The following is a 14,774-nucleotide window of genomic DNA, read 5'->3' on the forward strand; positions in this document are numbered from 1 at the left end:
AATTCAATCCGAATCATGCTAACAACCTCTTTTCTCCTGCTCTAGAACAAACCTCATCTTATCGTTGATGCGGGAGAACAATCCAAAAGTCCATTTCTCAATCGTGGCGAGTATATACTCTAATGCCTCAAGTGTTCTTGCTATTTTTTCATGATTTGCGGAAGGATCTGCACCAAGACGTTCCAGAATGCTCTTGTATAGCCATGCCTGAGACTCTAAGTTGTTTAGCTTTTGAACTTGCTGCGTGTTATCTGGTTGAGGGATTATGTCTGTCTTTTGTAATTGCTGCTGTAAATTATTAATTTTTGCTGAAACGGTACCCCTAAAACAAGCGAGAAATAAATCTAAGGCTTGACCAAAGGGAAACGAGTAATCAGCTAACCAACCGAATAGAACCCAAAAGAATACAGAGCATACTAAAAATGCAGCGACCTTAGCGTAGTTAAGGAATTTTTTAAGTGGATTCCTATTAGATTCTAGATCGGAGTCCTTGAGATCAAAAAACTGGCTAACGAAAAAATTTCTGCTCTATCTGCTGCCCCACAACGGTACCTGAATTTTTATCAACATTGAGGTTGACACCTGATTCAGTACTTTGAGAAACGTGAGAGGTACTTTGTATATGTTGATAATGAGTTACCAGTCTTTCGAGATCTTCTTGAAATTTCCTGTCCCTTTCAGCTTCACTCAAAATTGCAGCTTCCAAAAGCTTTGACTCAGATTTTTCAATTTGGAGTTTGCCCTGAAATCTTTTCGACAAGAAATCTAGAACATCCGCTCCAGCTTTTTCCAAAGCCCCACCTGAAACCTTATCGATCGTATAAAGCGCAATATTTACTGCTTGTAGAGTTAGTACAGATAATTCCACGTTGGTAGTGATCCTGTTGAACCGAGCTTTGTCAATTTATAGCACACCTGTCTCCAGTAATCTTCAAAGGCTTCTCTAGAAAAAGCATTTAGGCAAACTAAATCTGAACACGCACAGACAAGCTGTAAGGACTATCCCAACAGTTGGCTCAAGCAGCCCAACATTAATTCGACGGAACAATAAAGTCTAAAAAAGCTCAAATCCCCAAGCGTTGATAAACCTGGTCTAGATTTTTTAGATGATGTTGAGGATCGAAACAATCAGCGATTTCAGCCGGGGAAAGCTTTTCGACCACACGCGGATCTTCACTGATCAACTTGCGGAAGTCACCATCGGGCTTATTCCAGGCTTGGTGAGCGCAAGACTGCACGATCGTATACGCCTCTTCACGACTCACATCTTTGCCAATCAGCGCCAACAAAACTCGTTGACTAAAGACAACTCCACCGTAGAGGTTCATATTCCGCGCCATATTGTCGGGATAGACCAGGAGATTTTTCACCAGGTCAGTAGTTTCGACCAGCATGAAGTGAGTGAGAATGCAGGCATCGGGGAAGGCAACCCGTTCGACAGAACTGTGGGAAATATCGCGTTCGTGCCAGAGTGCGACGTTTTCCATTGCGGCGACGGCATAGCCTCGGATCAGACGTGCCATTCCGGTGAGCCGCTCCGATCGGATCGGATTCCGTTTATGGGGCATCGCGGATGAGCCTTTTTGCCCCTTCGAGAAGAATTCTTCGACTTCTAAAACGTCGGTGCGCTGGAGATTGCGGATTTCTACTGCAAAACGCTCGATCGACGATGCCAAAAGCGCCAAGCCATTCATATAATCGGCGTGACGATCGCGGGAAATCACCTGCGTCGAGGCGGCATCGGGTTCGAGTCCTAAATTTTGACAGGTTAGAGACTCAATTCGAGGGTCAATATTGGCGTAGGTTCCAACCGCGCCAGAGATTTGACCGACAGCAATGGTTTTTTTGAGTTGACAGAGCCGATCGCGGTGCCGCAGCATTTCTGCCAGCCAGCCAGCCAGTTTGAAACCAAACGTGATGGGTTCTGCGTGAATGCCGTGCGATCGACCGATCATCACCGTGTTGCGATGTTGTTGAGCCTGATAGCGAAGTGCCTGAATCAACGCCTCAACGTGCGACATGATCACATCTAGACTGGCGACGAGTTGCAGTGCCAGCGCGGTGTCTAGCACATCAGAACTGGTCATGCCCAAGTGAATGTATCGTCCCGCATCGCCTACGTATTCGTTGACGTTGGTGAGGAAAGCGATGACATCGTGGCGAACTTCTGCCTCGATTTCTAAGATTCGTTTGGGGTCAAAATTTGCCTTTGCTTTGATTTCTGCGACTGCCTCAGCGGGAATATAACCCAGTTCAGCCTGAGCATCGCAAACAGCAATCTCGACTTCTAGCCAAGTTTTAAATTTGTAGGCTTCAGTCCACAGGTTGCCCATTTCGGGTAGGGTATAGCGCTCTATCAAGACTCGTCGTGCAGAATACAACCGTCACATTGTAGCGTCTAATTTGCGCTATAAATTTTGTTATGGCGATGCCCACACTGTCGAGGGTCTAGCGTGGGCATTGCAGAAGATTTTGCTGCTTTGAGCGATCGGTAATTTACTCTTCGGAGTCATCACCTCCATCTGCTCCTGCATCTTCTTCGTAACTCTCTTCAGTTTCCTCTTCGTAAGTATCTTCGATTTCCTCAGATTCCTCCGCTGTCTCTTCTTCAGCGTCTTCTTCGTAGCTATCTTCAGTTTCCTCGGATTCTTCTTCAGATTCCTCTTCGTAGCTATCTTCAGTTTCCTCAGACTCCTCTTCCGTCTCGTAGGTTTCCTCGGATTCCTCTTCTTCGGATTCTTCTTCGTAGCTATCTTCAGTTTCCTCAGACTCCTCTTCCGTCTCGTAGGTTTCCTCGGATTCCTCTTCTTCGGATTCTTCTTCGTAGCTGTCTTCAGTCTCTTCGTCGTCTTCCGTTTCGTCTGATTCTTCTTCGTAGCTGCTTACAGTCTCTTCGTAGAATTCAGTCTCTTCGGATTCTTCTTCATAGCCGTCTTCGGTTTCTTCGTCAGTTTCGTCATCTTCTTGAAAGTAGAGAAGATCGAGGTTCTCGAAAGCATCGGCTAAAACGAATCCTTTGTTCTTAACGTAGACAAGCTCTTCTTCGTATTCGACTGTGTAAGCCTCGTAAGTCTCCTCTAACAAGGCAATGACCGAGGGTTTGCGGATTGCGCCGGGAGCTTGAAATGCAGTCGCGATCGCTGCCCTCGCCCCATCAAATAGAGAAGCCGAACTGCCTTGAATGCCTTGGCTTAAATCGCGATCGCTAACCTGGCGAATCGTCCAGCAGTCTCCGTTAAGCTCCGGCTTGGTCATATAGTCGTAAGGGATATAGCAATAGCCGTGCTCTCCCCATTCGTCACCCCACGAGTTGCGAACGATGAAGACTTGATCAGGGTCAGAATAGCCCACACAAAGCATTGCGTGTCCGCCATCGTGCTTTTCGTTGTCGGGGTCGGGCATGGGCACCAACCCATCAGAACCTGCTTGCTGAAACGATGAGAAAAGCTGTAAGCCAAACGCAAACGGATAGCCGTCAGCTAAACAACTCTGCATTGCGTGAAGATCGACATCGACACGAGCCGCTTCTTCAACGATAAAGTTTGCGGCTTCTGCGTATGCCTGTTTGTGTGGCTGTTCTAGAATTTGGTTTAAGTCAAAAGACCAGGTGTTTTCAGAGCAAGCCCCATATTTTCGCAAAACCTTGACGCAGCTTTTTAGATACGTCCCTTCGTCTTGGCTAGAGTCGCCGTCAAGTTCTCGTGCGTTGTAGTAGATGAATAGACGGCTCACGTCTTCTGATTTCCCAAGCAGACGGTTTGCCAAATATTCATAGGCTCCTGCGACTGCATTAGCGGTGCAGCTATTGGAGCCGCCTTGATTTTCGACCGGGGTCATATAAAGGCGCAAATCGGCTTTGGGAGGCAGGGGACGATCGCGCTTCGCACTATATTTTTTGTCTTTAGAATTCTGCTTTTCGGGACGGTAGCCACCTAATTTGAACTGTTGACCGACTGAATTTTTAACAACCGTTGATTTGCGAACTTGACGATAGTTTTTTGACATAGAAACAAATCTGTAAAGGCTCAGATTATGTTTCTCAGATTAGGTAAAAATCTAACCCGTATTTTTACTTAATCCTCGCTGTCAGTGTTTGAGAACTTCCGTGAGCCGAATTTTGCCTCATCCAGAGTGGGGGCACGCTATGCCAACACTAAGATACTTTCCAATTCTCTATCTCCAAACTGAATAATTGTGTCAAAACTATCTCTCAAAACCTGAACAATCTTTAACGTTGGACTGTTGCCGATGCGAAGATAGATGAACTTGGGCGGATGACCGTAAAGTAAACTGCGCTGATGAAAGTCAGCATCTTTGGAAACAATCACAAAACCGTTTGCTTTTGCGTATTCCCAAATAAGCCCATCATCAGTATTCGTAAGCGCTAAGGTTTTGACGTGTTCAGAATCAGGATATAAATCGATAATTCTGTGAACAATCTGGTCTGAAAGATTTTCATCTAAGAGCAGTTTCACAGCGATGCTACGAATAACTTTTTCTCACGATCGGCTGCAAACGCAAGACAAGCTTTGATGTCTTCTGAAGTGAGTTCAGAAAAGTCTTCCAAAATTTCCGCTTCTGTCATCCCACCTGCTAGATACTCTAAAATGTCGTAGACAGTGATTCGCATTCCTCGGATACATGGCTTACCACTGCGTTTTCCAGGCTCAATTGTGATGATGTTGTGGTAGTCCATAAATCAACAAAGTAGAAATATTTGCTTACCTTCATCATATCGGGAAGTTTGATTTCCCGATCGGCGATCGTTTCCCCATGCAACTCTGTTCCGTCCGCACCAACGCAATGTTAGACAATGGGTAAAACCTGGATGCGTAATCCAAGTGCCTGTAAAACCTTGAGAACTGTGACAAACTCTGGATTGCCTTCAGCCGACAAAGCTTTGTAAAGACTTTCACGACCCAACCCTGTTTCACGGGCAATATGCGTCATACCTTTAGATCGAGCAATATCACCTAATGCTGCTACCACTAAGCTTGGATCGCCATCTTCAAGGGCAGCTTCAAGATATGTAGCTATATCTTCTCTGGTTTCCAAATGTTCCGCCGCATCCCAAGGGTAGGTTTGAACAGTAGCCATGAAGACCTCCTATAAGTCTTGCGCTAGATCTAGCGCTGTTTTGATGTCCCGTTCTTGAGTCCGTTTATCTCCTCCTGCCAAGAGAATGATCAAGGTCTCACCTCTTTGTATGAAATACACCCGATAGCCTGAACCATAATCAATCCGCAGTTCCGACACGCCTCGCCCTACTGGTTTAACATCGCCTGGATTGCCCGTAGACAAGCGACGAATACGAATGTCTATACGCGCTTTTGCTTGGCGATCGCGCAGCGATTCAAACCAATTAGCATAGGTCTCAGTCTGACGAACTTCAATCACATATCAAGTGTATCCTGTGGGATACATAAAAGTAAAGAGAAATCTGATTCCATGTCCTTCAATAAAAAATGCGTAACCCAAGTGTTACGCATTTGAAAAGTAGAGGATTTTAGCTTTTTCTGGGAAATGACCTCAAGTTAACTATCTTTACCTAAAGACCCAATGCGACTGTAATTGCTGTTCTCACTACTTCTCGTGTCCCAAAATATCCATTAAAGTTGCTGTGAAAAGTTGACCAATCTAGATTGCTATTATCATTGTTATATCGACAGTGAGAAGCCCCATTGATGCTTAGGTTGACTGCGATCGAGAACGAGTCAACTTAAGCATCAGGTCTTTAGAATTTGGCATCGGAGAAGATCGCTATCACCTCAAAAATTTAGCATTCCAAAAACCTAAAAACTCTTGTACAATACACCGCAGTGATGAAGTTGTGCCCCGAAGCCTGATTTAGGCGATCAGACTCCGAGGACTTCCATCCCTAGTTACCGTAACTAACTCAGGAGGCGTTCATGATTGTACACCGTCGGCTTTGCTATGGGATCTTGAAAGGCTGGAATCAAGATCCTGCATACGTTTTTCACCCCAATGGAATGTCTGAGAAATCAGCGTTCTTGTCCTCTTTGAACTAACCGAGAGGACAAAATAATATGGGAGTTAGGACGATCGTTCCTGGCTCGATTTTGTTCACCGTTGAGTTGCGTTGCTCAACCGAAAAGCGTTATCGAGTTAGTGTGACTTTGGATTTGCAAGAGCGTTACATCTTCCTTTCGTCTGGCATTCTCGTGAATGTTAGCGATCGCATTGAAGATTTCGTTTCACAACTGAGTGAGATTGCATCAAACCAACTGGCATTGTTCAAATGGGATGGCACCAGTGACTTGATGACTGAATATCAAATTGTTCGAGTGTTGCCGGGATATCAAGTTGAACGTTCTTTAGTGAAATTCAACATTGCGATCGGGAATGGTTCTCTAGTTCAAGTGGAGGAGTTGCACAACAAAATCACCATTCAACTCTAGGAAGTTGGGCGTTAGGGAGCCATCGATTAACGAATCCTTCATAGTCATGTGGCTCTCTAACCGTGCAATTCGTAAAGTTAAGCCATGTCTATGCAGACAATGGCACCTTACTGCATGCGATCGATCGTGCGATATTGCACCGCTTCAGCAACGTGATGAGTTTGAAGATGTTCGTCACCTGCTAAATCGGCGATCGTGCGCGCAACTTTGAGAATCCGATCGCTGGCTCTGACTGATAATCCCAGTTTGCGGATCGCGCTTTCGAGCAAATTGCGGGTCGAGTCATCCAGTTTGCACCACTGTCTGAGATGAGAACTTTGCATCTCAGCATTACAGCGTAAGTCAGTGTTTTTGAAGCGAAGACGGGCCCGATCGCGAGCAATTTGAACCCGCGATCGCACGGTTTCTGAATCTTCACCTGTAGGCTGTTGAGTAATTTCTTCTGGTTTGAGCCGATTAACACCGACTTGGAGATCAATCCGATCCATGAGCGGGCCCGATAGTTTTGCCCAATATTGTTCTCTCGATCGGGGAGAGCAAGTGCAGGGATGTACCGTGTCTGCAAAAAAACCACACGGACAAGGATTGGTGCTGGCAACCAACGTAAATCGAGCTGGAAAGGAGACAGATTGACGCGCTCTAGAGATGGTAACGTGTCCGTCTTCTAAAGGCTGACGTAAAAACTCCAACACCTCGCGCTTAAACTCAGTTAGTTCGTCCAGAAACAAGATCCCCCGGTGTGCCAGAGAGATTTCGCCCGGTCTGGGATAGCTGCCACCTCCGACCAGGGAGACACCCGATGCAGAATGATGAGGGCTGCGAAACGGACGAGTGCTGACCAGTGAGCCTTTGTTCTTTAGCAATCCCGCAACTGAGTGAACTTGTGTGACTTCGAGCGCTTCGTCAAAAGAGAGGGGAGGCAGAATTCCGGGTAGGCGACGGGCAAGCATCGTTTTACCACTGCCCGGAGGCCCAACAAACACTAAATTGTGTCCTCCGGCTGCGGCGATTTCTAAAGCACGACGCGCATGAGCTTGCCCTTTCACGTCTCGTAAATCAAAGCTTGAAGTCTGCGATCGCTCCAGTTCTTCGATCACATCTACCTGCATGGGTGTGTGAGTTGTCGGATCAGCGAGAAACTGCCCCACCTCAGATAAGTGATTAAAGCCGTAGACTGAGATCCCTTTCACGACTGCCGCTTCGCGGGCGTTATCTGCCGGGACTACTAAGCCAGAGATGCCCAGACGTTGCGCTGCTGCTGCGATCGCCAACACTCCCGCTACAGGTCTGAGCGCTCCGTCTAGCGAAACTTCGCCTAAAAACAAATGAGTCTCTAGTAGCTCGATCTTGACTTGCTCGGAGGCTGCCAAAATGCCGACGCTAATCGGTAAATCAAAACTTGGCCCTTCTTTTCTTAGGTCTGCGGGAGTCAGATTTATAACGATTCGCCGCATCGGAAAGGCATAGCCCGCATTCTTGAGGGCAGTTTTGACGCGCTCTTTAGACTCTTGCACACTGGTGTCTGGCAGCCCAACGACTACCATTCCGGGCAGCCCTCCTGCAATGTCAACCTCAACCCCGACTTTAACGGCATCAATGCCGACGAGCGATGCACTCCAAACCTTGGCAAGCATGAGAAATTCCACGACGAATGCTTTGGTAGAGTGCCCAAAGTTTAGAGCAAGGCAACGCGAGTTGAACAATCGGGCGTTGAAGTCAGGAATCTAGCCTTGAATAGGCTACTAGCTCACTCCAATAATTTCTGCCTTACAGAATACTTCGTCATCCTTGCGGGTATTGCTAATATCAGAGACTATCCCAACTCGATTAACTTTAGATTTTTTAATCATCACGTCGGGGAGTGTCTATGGTCAGTCAGCCGATCAGTCCTAAGCAGAGCCGTAGGGTTCTGTCATCCCAACCCTCGCGATTTTGTCCCTCGTCGATCGTCCTCAATTGGGGGGCAGCAGACCCCATTAAACGAGGCCCCGTTGTTGGTACAGTGCTTAACCCTGCCCATCGCAACGTGATTGGGACGCATTCGGGTTCCTATGCAGTTTATCGAGCGCTAGCGGTGGCAAGCGGCAGACTCCGGGCAGACCATCGGGCTGATCTTACTAATACATCACCCGCCGTTAAGATTGGGCCTCACCCCGCTTGGGCAGACCCCGATCGGATTATTTCTCTCGACCCGTTTGGGGCAGTTGTTGGTGAAGCTTATCAACATCTCTACAAGCAGGGCTATGATATTCGTCCCTCGATCGCGATCACTAAAGCTCATATCAATATGCCAGAGCTTCAAGATGCTGTTGCCAAAGGGCGCTTGGTCGAAGATGGCAAAGTCATGAAGCCAGGCGGCGATCTCGTCGTCACCAAAGCCGCGATCGAGCCTGTGTGGTATCTTCCTGGCATTGCAAAGCGGCTCAATGTTGAAGAAAAAATGCTGCGCCGAGCCTTATTTGAACACACGGGCGGGATGTTTCCCGATTTGGTGACTTGCCCTGATCTGAAAGTCTTTTTGCCGCCGATCGGGGGCATTACCGTCTACATAATTGGCGAACCGGACGCGATCGCCGATCCCGATAAACCCCTGACGGTGAGGGTTCACGACGAATGCAATGGCTCTGATGTCTTTGGTTCAGACATTTGCACCTGCCGCCCTTATTTGGTACACGGCATCGAAGCGTGCATTCAAACCGCGCAAGCAGGCGGCGCAGGCGTGGTGGTCTACCTCCGCAAAGAGGGACGAGCGCTGGGAGAAGTCACTAAGTTTTTAGTCTACAACGCCCGCAAACGGCAAGCAGGCGGAGATCGGGCCGATGCCTACTTTGCCCGAACCGAATGCGTCGCTGGCGTGCAGGATATGCGCTTTCAGGAACTCATGCCCGATGTGCTGCACTGGTTAGGCATTACGCGCATCGATCGCTTAGTCTCAATGAGCGATCTGAAATACAATGCCATCACTCAGTCTGGTATTCAAGTCATTGAGCGGGTCGCCATCCCTGATGACTTGATTCCGGCAGATGCCCAGGTTGAGATCGAGGCAAAAAAGGCGGCTGGTTACTACACTCAAAGCCAGGTTCTGACTCAGGAATCGCTAGCAGAGATTAAAGGACGAGGACTGACAGACTAATGTTTTCTCAACCCTTGTCTGAAGTCGATACGATCGCTTATCTGCGTTCTCCTCAAGCGATTCGAGAGCGGTGCGGCAAACTTTTCGCCCTAGCACAGGCCGATCAACTCCGCTATTTTCGGTGTGATCTGACTCAGATGGATCGCGTTGCCGACTATGTAATTGCGGTGACTCGCGAACACTACCCAGATTTGCAGATTCCCTTTCACAGCCGTTGGCGACATTTTGAAGTCGAGAATGCGCCGAGATTGGGGCATCTCGATCGCGCACTCGCCAATCTGTCTCCCCTAGAAAAAGCCAAAGCAAAATTTGATCTCGTGATTCCCAGTGTATTGCTCGATGCCGGGGCGGGCGATCGCTGGCACTATCTTGAAGCTGAAACCGGGCAAGTATGGTCACGATCGGAAGGATTAGCCGTCGCCAGCTTCCATTTATTCTGTCAGGGCGGCTTTTCTAGCGATTCCGCTAATCCCTACCAAACCGATGCAGAAGGGCTGCGCCAACTAACGCCAAACGCTCTGATAGAAAACTTTCAGGTGAATGATCAAAACCCGCTTGTGGGCTTGGAAGGACGATCGCAATTATTGCAAAAACTGGGTCAAGCGCTCCAAAAGCACCCAAACTGGTTTGGAGCTACCCATCCGCGTCCTGGCAACCTGGTTAACTATCTCTTGCAACAGGCACAAGACGGCAAACTCTCAGCCCCGATCATGCTCAATGCTGTTCTAGAAGGCTTTGGAGAAATCTGGTCAGGGCGAGTTTCTCTAGCAGGAGTCAATCTGGGAGACGTGTGGCTCCACCCGGCACTGCCAGGAACCGAGATCAGCGATAAATTAGTGCCCTTTCACAAACTTTCTCAATGGCTCACCTATTCTCTGCTAGAACCCCTACAAGAATTAGGCTTAGAGATCACTGACTTAGATGCCCTGACCGGGCTGCCAGAATATCGAAATGGCGGATTGTGTCTCGACTTGGGATTATTACAAGTCAAAGATCAGCAAATTTTGCAGCAGTCTCATTTACCAGGAGCAGCCGCGATCGTCGAATGGCGCGCTCTCACGGTTTGCCTTCTAGACGCGATCGCCCACACCATGCGCCAACGCCTTAATCTGAGTGCCTCCGACCTTCCGCTGGTCAAAATTCTGCAAGGCGGCACTTGGGCTTCCGGGCGAAAAATTGCCGCCCACCGAAGACCTAGCGGTGCGTCTCCCATCCGCATCGAGAGCGACGGAACCGTCTTTTAACGGGTTAAGTTTCTCCTATGTCCCCACACATAAGCGGGTAAATGATTTGAGATTTCTGCAAAACTCTGACCCGAAGTTTGGTAGGATATGAAGCGTATCGAAAATATAGACTTTACGAGCGGCGGCATAGCCAAGTGGTAAGGCAAGGGTCTGCAAAATCCTCATCCCCAGTTCGAATCTGGGTGCCGCCTTCTTAACTGTAGAGCGAAGGAATAAGTGTCCGTAGCGAAGAACTAAATGTCACAACAACGAAGAATTAGATGTCAATTCGTAGCACAAGCGAAGAGTTAGGAAACTTCCAGGAATAATTCTACCCATCGATTAGTCGAATCAAGATATCCCATTTTGGTAATTCTGGGCTGCGTTCCAATCTACTTTCAATCTCACGCATTGCTGGTTTAGTGAGTGAAATGCCTTTTGGATACGTCGTGCTGTTCAATTTGACTGTGGGATGAATGCCTTTCCAAGTTATGCTTTGCGCCCAGGCTAGCATGACTTGGACATTGCTTAACTGAGTGTCCTTCCAGTGCTGTTCTAGAGTGCCCCAACACCGCTCAATCGGGTTGTACTTACTAGGGTAGGGCGGATAGTAAAGGAGTGGAATGGGCTGACCCATCTGGTTCGCCAACTCCACCATGCGCTTGAGAAACTGGGTGCGAACCCCACTACTTTCAGGTTTGTTATCCACTTTGAGTTGCAGCAGATCCGTTGCTTGCTGTTGGGCTAGCGTCAACCCATTCCACCCATCTTGAAGACTAGCCACAATGAAATCACTTCAAGAACAACGCATTGGACTTACAGGCTAATGTTCCTCTTGGCGGTGGAGTTAAAGTATCGGTTATGGCATCCAGAGGGAGAGTATGACCAGGGTAAGATCAAAGCCATAGGTGTACAGATGGGATATGAACAGGTTGCAGATGCACTCCAGCATTTCAAAGATAGTGATCAAACCCAATCAAAAGATGCTGATCCAATCCAATCAAAAACGGGGGATGCTGTCATTATTGTTCAACATCCTAAAGGAAAACAAAAACAGATTGTCTTAATTGTATGCAGCGGTTGATTATCTTCATCCAGAAACAACAGCGCATGTTCTGAGCAAACATCCATCGATTTCTTGTCTAGGCTATTGCGGTACTCGTCATAACGTCAGTTCGACGAGTTTTTTCGCTGCGTTGTCAGCGGCTTCTGCCCCCTAAATCCCCCATTTTGGGGGACTTTGAACCGGAAATTTTGGCTTGGAGTCCCCCAAACTTGGGGATTTAGGGGGCACGACAAACTGTAACGAAGCCGTCGAATTCACGTCGTCATAGAGTCCAACAACCGTACCGCCCAAATCTTCCACATCCGACTTGCAGCGAATGTATTCCGGCACAAATGCCAGCACGAGTAACCCGGCTTCCGTAATCAAAAGACCCGTCACATCTTCAGTGAAAGTAACGGTCGTGAGGTCATCTTCATCCGGCATGTCAATCCAGCCCGCTTTCTCTAGCTGATCGATCGGAATCAGAATCCCGGCTGGCTTGTCATTAACCACAATGCCGTAGGGCAACTGCGGTCAGCGCACCTGATTGTAGACATTGCTGAGTAGGTCTGTGTCAACCTCAAAGTCTTTTGGTTTTGTCTTTTCAGTTCGAGCAGTACGAGATCCCGTTGGAACACTGAATTTTGGTGGTTTGGATACTGTTTTAGAACCCGTACGAGTGGCGTTGGTAGCGTTATAGGTCGAGACCCCGTGAAAATTTTCCATCACTTGAGTTATCTATTATATGGCTGTATAGTAGTATAATAATTTTATAAGCTCTGTGGAGGTGACATGCTGAAGCCGATGACCAGTCGTAAGCAACCTTGGACTCAGCACCAGTGGATACGTTTGATTGCAGGCAGTCTCGTACTTGTGAGTTTGTCGCTATCGTTAAGCCATCCAAGCTGGTTATGGGTAACAGCCTTTGTGGGACTGAACCTGCTGCAATCAGCGTTTACCAACTGGTGTCCGTTCATTGTGCTGCTAACAAAGATGGGAGTGAGAGAGGGATGATGGGATGATGAGATAAAGTATCCCTCTCACGCTCCCACGCTCTTATTTGTTCAAGACTGAATTTAAAACTTAACCTTTAGGAGTCGCTGTTATGGCTCGCGTTGTTGTCATTGGGGCTGGACTGGGAGGATTGCCTGCCGCCTACGAGCTGAGGCATGTCTTACCGCATGAACATCAGATTACGCTCATTTCAAATCAACCGAAGTTTACGTTTGTGCCTTCTTTACCCTGGGTTGCGCTGGGGTTGAAGTCCCTCGATCAAATCCAGTTAGATTTAGCTGCAATTGTTCCTCGGTATGGCATTGAATTTATTCATGCTGCCGTTACTGCCCTTGATCCGAAGTCGCGTCAGATTACGATGGGCGACCGGGTAGTGGATTACGATTATGTCGTCATTGCTACGGGACCAGAATTGGCACTGGATGCCATTCCAGGGTTAGGGCCGGAGGGCGGTTACACCCAATCGGTGTGTAATCCGCATCATGCGGTGTTGGCAGGAGAAGCCTGGGAGAAATTCTTAGCCGATCCAGGATCAATTGTCGTAGGTGCCGCACCAGGAGCCAGTTGTTTTGGACCTGCCTATGAGTTTGCCTTCTTGATCCATCACGTTTTGCAGCAGAAGGGATTGAGAGCGCAAGTCCCAATCACCTTCATTACCTCAGAACCCTACGCTGGGCATCTGGGCATCGGCGGGATGGCAAACTCTCGCTGGCTGATGCGTAAATTCATGGCAGCGCGGGAAATTGAGCTGATGGAAAACACAGCCATTTCACATTTTGAACGAGACGCGGTTCACCTGGCGGATGGGCGCAAGATTCCAGCTAAATTTGTGATGGTCTTGCCGCCCTTCCGGGGACCCCGCTTCCTGCGTGAAGCACCGGGCTTAACCGATGCCAAGGGGTTTATCCCCGTCTTGCCTACCTATCGCCACCCTGACTTTGAGTCGATTTACGCTGTGGGAGTGATCACCCAACTCAAAGCAGTGGAGCAAACTCCCATCCCCACGGGTGCTCCCAAGGTGGGATTGATGTCTGAAGAAATGGCGCTGGCGGTTGCCCATAATATTGCCCTGGAGTTAGGGGTGACTACTGGTTCTCAGTATCAACCCACCCTGCAAGCGATTTGCTTTGCAGATTTTGGCAATACTGGAGCGCTCTTTTTAGCCGATCCACTGCTGCCAGATGAGTCAGGGCATCGCCACCGTGCGCTCACCTTTCACGGCATCTGGGTGTCGTGGATGAAGGCAGGCTTTGAGACCTATTTTATGACGAAGATGCGCCTGGGCTGGACAATTCCCTGGTTTGAGCGTTGGGGCTTTCGGGCGATCGGGCTACCACTGGTAGAACCCATTGTTCCAAGCACAGAGCGTATGCAGGTAAAAGTATGAAACAAGGGATATAGAAATAGTCTTCAACCCTGGCGAACTAGAGGGACTCGCAAACCGATTTAAGATTCTGGCAGAACCTACCCGACTGCAAATTCTGGCAGCACTCTGCAATCAAGGGCATAGTGTACAGGAAATTTGCTGATCGCATCCAAAACACGCTTGAAATTCCAGTTCGTTATCCACTCCAGGTGAGTGACTCGTGAAGAAAATAAAATCTAAATCTATGCCTCAATCATCCCTAAACTCAATTTTATTAACTCCCGCCCAACTCCAGTCACGTCAAAAGCGACTCTTGATCATAGATGTGCGGGGCTGGCTGGAATACATGATGGGACATATTCCAGGAGCACAACGATTAAACCGCGATCGCATTCTCAAGGACATTCCCAAAGACCAGGCAATCGCTGTCACTTGTCTATCGGGTCATCGGAGTGCGATCGCGGCGCAATGGTTAATTACTCAGGGCTACCATCAGGTCTACAACTTGCAAGGTGGCTTAATGGCATGGCAAAGCAACGGATATGCCGTGCAGCGCGGCAATCGTCCTTAAAGG

General features: G+C 48.2%; 17 protein-coding genes and 1 tRNA gene. 8 read left to right on the forward strand and 10 right to left on the reverse strand.

Features of this window, described 5'->3' with window-relative positions:
- Window positions 1-508: 508 nt before the first annotated feature.
- From BRW63_RS20695 to BRW63_RS20725, 7 genes are all read right to left on the reverse strand, one after another.
- On the reverse strand, window positions 509-868 hold the full coding sequence (locus tag BRW63_RS20695; RefSeq protein WP_073074312.1) for a hypothetical protein: 360 nt from the start codon (window positions 866-868) through the stop codon (window positions 509-511).
- Between the two features lie 196 nt (window positions 869-1,064).
- Window positions 1,065-2,381, reverse strand: a complete 1,317-nt coding sequence (purB, locus tag BRW63_RS20700) for an adenylosuccinate lyase (RefSeq protein WP_317615837.1) — start codon at window positions 2,379-2,381, stop codon at window positions 1,065-1,067.
- A gap of 115 nt (window positions 2,382-2,496) precedes the next feature.
- Window positions 2,497-4,005, reverse strand: coding sequence for a C1 family peptidase (locus BRW63_RS20705; RefSeq protein ID WP_073074313.1), 1,509 nt, complete (start codon window positions 4,003-4,005; stop codon window positions 2,497-2,499).
- A 137-nt stretch (window positions 4,006-4,142) separates the two neighbouring features.
- Window positions 4,143-4,475, reverse strand: coding sequence for a DUF5615 family PIN-like protein (locus tag BRW63_RS20710; protein ID WP_073074314.1), 333 nt, complete (start codon window positions 4,473-4,475; stop codon window positions 4,143-4,145).
- Complete coding sequence (locus BRW63_RS20715; protein ID WP_073074315.1) at window positions 4,472-4,696, reverse strand: DUF433 domain-containing protein; 225 nt, start codon at window positions 4,694-4,696, stop codon at window positions 4,472-4,474. Before BRW63_RS20715 ends, BRW63_RS20710 begins: the two co-directional genes overlap by 4 nt.
- 110 nt (window positions 4,697-4,806) lie before the next feature.
- Window positions 4,807-5,097: an addiction module antidote protein gene (locus tag BRW63_RS20720; protein ID WP_073074316.1), complete on the reverse strand. Its 291-nt coding sequence runs from the start codon at window positions 5,095-5,097 to the stop codon at window positions 4,807-4,809.
- Window positions 5,098-5,106: 9 nt separating this feature from the next.
- Window positions 5,107-5,397: a type II toxin-antitoxin system RelE/ParE family toxin gene (locus BRW63_RS20725; RefSeq protein WP_073074317.1), complete on the reverse strand. Its 291-nt coding sequence runs from the start codon at window positions 5,395-5,397 to the stop codon at window positions 5,107-5,109.
- A 650-nt stretch (window positions 5,398-6,047) separates the two neighbouring features.
- On the opposite strand from BRW63_RS20725, the gene BRW63_RS20730 reads away from it, so the two are divergent.
- Window positions 6,048-6,419 (forward strand): hypothetical protein, encoded by a 372-nt coding sequence (locus BRW63_RS20730; protein WP_073074318.1) that lies wholly within the window; start codon window positions 6,048-6,050, stop codon window positions 6,417-6,419.
- A 107-nt stretch (window positions 6,420-6,526) separates the two neighbouring features.
- On the opposite strand, the gene BRW63_RS20735 is transcribed toward BRW63_RS20730, so the two are convergent.
- Window positions 6,527-8,065, reverse strand: a complete 1,539-nt coding sequence (locus BRW63_RS20735) for a YifB family Mg chelatase-like AAA ATPase (RefSeq protein ID WP_317615838.1) — start codon at window positions 8,063-8,065, stop codon at window positions 6,527-6,529.
- Between the two features lie 221 nt (window positions 8,066-8,286).
- On the opposite strand from BRW63_RS20735, the gene BRW63_RS20740 reads away from it, so the two are divergent.
- From BRW63_RS20740 to BRW63_RS20750, 3 genes are all read left to right on the forward strand, one after another.
- On the forward strand, window positions 8,287-9,552 hold the full coding sequence (locus BRW63_RS20740; RefSeq protein WP_073074319.1) for a GTP cyclohydrolase II: 1,266 nt from the start codon (window positions 8,287-8,289) through the stop codon (window positions 9,550-9,552).
- A complete protein-coding gene (locus BRW63_RS20745) occupies window positions 9,552-10,796 on the forward strand; it encodes a URC4/urg3 family protein (protein ID WP_073074320.1) in 1,245 nt (414 codons plus the stop codon). The genes BRW63_RS20740 and BRW63_RS20745 overlap by 1 nt, the downstream gene beginning before the upstream one ends.
- A gap of 120 nt (window positions 10,797-10,916) precedes the next feature.
- Window positions 10,917-10,987, forward strand: a tRNA-Cys gene (locus tag BRW63_RS20750).
- A 119-nt stretch (window positions 10,988-11,106) separates the two neighbouring features.
- Here the strand turns inward: BRW63_RS20750 and BRW63_RS20755 are convergent.
- Window positions 11,107-11,559 (reverse strand): ISAzo13-like element transposase-related protein, encoded by a 453-nt coding sequence (locus tag BRW63_RS20755; RefSeq protein ID WP_181314444.1) that lies wholly within the window; start codon window positions 11,557-11,559, stop codon window positions 11,107-11,109.
- Here BRW63_RS20755 and BRW63_RS20760 point away from each other — a divergent pair.
- Window positions 11,545-11,859 carry a hypothetical protein gene (locus BRW63_RS20760; protein WP_143162092.1) on the forward strand — a complete coding sequence of 105 codons (315 nt, stop codon included), beginning with the start codon at window positions 11,545-11,547 and terminating at the stop codon, window positions 11,857-11,859. The genes BRW63_RS20755 and BRW63_RS20760 overlap by 15 nt on opposite strands.
- Window positions 11,860-11,991: 132 nt before the next feature.
- Here BRW63_RS20760 and BRW63_RS20765 read toward each other — a convergent pair whose 3' ends face one another.
- Window positions 11,992-12,348 carry a DUF5895 domain-containing protein gene (locus tag BRW63_RS20765; RefSeq protein WP_223257451.1) on the reverse strand — a complete coding sequence of 119 codons (357 nt, stop codon included), beginning with the start codon at window positions 12,346-12,348 and terminating at the stop codon, window positions 11,992-11,994.
- A 276-nt stretch (window positions 12,349-12,624) separates the two neighbouring features.
- Between BRW63_RS20765 and BRW63_RS30020 the strand changes: the two genes are divergently transcribed.
- From BRW63_RS30020 to BRW63_RS20785, 3 genes are all read left to right on the forward strand, one after another.
- Window positions 12,625-12,834: a YgaP family membrane protein gene (locus tag BRW63_RS30020; RefSeq protein ID WP_073074352.1), complete on the forward strand. Its 210-nt coding sequence runs from the start codon at window positions 12,625-12,627 to the stop codon at window positions 12,832-12,834.
- Between the two features lie 91 nt (window positions 12,835-12,925).
- The gene (locus BRW63_RS20775) at window positions 12,926-14,221 is read left to right on the forward strand and encodes an NAD(P)/FAD-dependent oxidoreductase (RefSeq protein WP_073074323.1); all 1,296 of its coding nucleotides are present in this window, start codon (window positions 12,926-12,928) and stop codon (window positions 14,219-14,221) included.
- 223 nt (window positions 14,222-14,444) lie between these two features.
- Window positions 14,445-14,771, forward strand: coding sequence for a rhodanese-like domain-containing protein (locus BRW63_RS20785; RefSeq protein ID WP_083583123.1), 327 nt, complete (start codon window positions 14,445-14,447; stop codon window positions 14,769-14,771).
- The last annotated feature ends 3 nt before the right edge of the window (window positions 14,772-14,774 follow it).

This window comes from Phormidesmis priestleyi ULC007 (assembly GCF_001895925.1).
GTDB lineage: Bacteria > Cyanobacteriota > Cyanobacteriia > Leptolyngbyales > Leptolyngbyaceae > Phormidesmis_A > Phormidesmis_A priestleyi_A.

Coding starts and splice junctions, on each gene's coding strand:
- BRW63_RS20730 (WP_073074318.1), top strand. CDS start 6,048: ATGGGAGTTAGGACGATCGTTCCTGGCTCGATTTTGTTCACCGTTGAG.
- BRW63_RS20705 (WP_073074313.1), bottom strand. CDS start 4,005: ATGTCAAAAAACTATCGTCAAGTTCGCAAATCAACGGTTGTTAAAAAT.
- BRW63_RS30020 (WP_073074352.1), top strand. CDS start 12,625: ATGACCAGTCGTAAGCAACCTTGGACTCAGCACCAGTGGATACGTTTG.
- BRW63_RS20720 (WP_073074316.1), bottom strand. CDS start 5,097: ATGGCTACTGTTCAAACCTACCCTTGGGATGCGGCGGAACATTTGGAA.
- BRW63_RS20775 (WP_073074323.1), top strand. CDS start 12,926: ATGGCTCGCGTTGTTGTCATTGGGGCTGGACTGGGAGGATTGCCTGCC.
- BRW63_RS20785 (WP_083583123.1), top strand. CDS start 14,445: ATGCCTCAATCATCCCTAAACTCAATTTTATTAACTCCCGCCCAACTC.
- BRW63_RS20745 (WP_073074320.1), top strand. CDS start 9,552: ATGTTTTCTCAACCCTTGTCTGAAGTCGATACGATCGCTTATCTGCGT.
- BRW63_RS20740 (WP_073074319.1), top strand. CDS start 8,287: ATGGTCAGTCAGCCGATCAGTCCTAAGCAGAGCCGTAGGGTTCTGTCA.
- BRW63_RS20715 (WP_073074315.1), bottom strand. CDS start 4,696: ATGGACTACCACAACATCATCACAATTGAGCCTGGAAAACGCAGTGGT.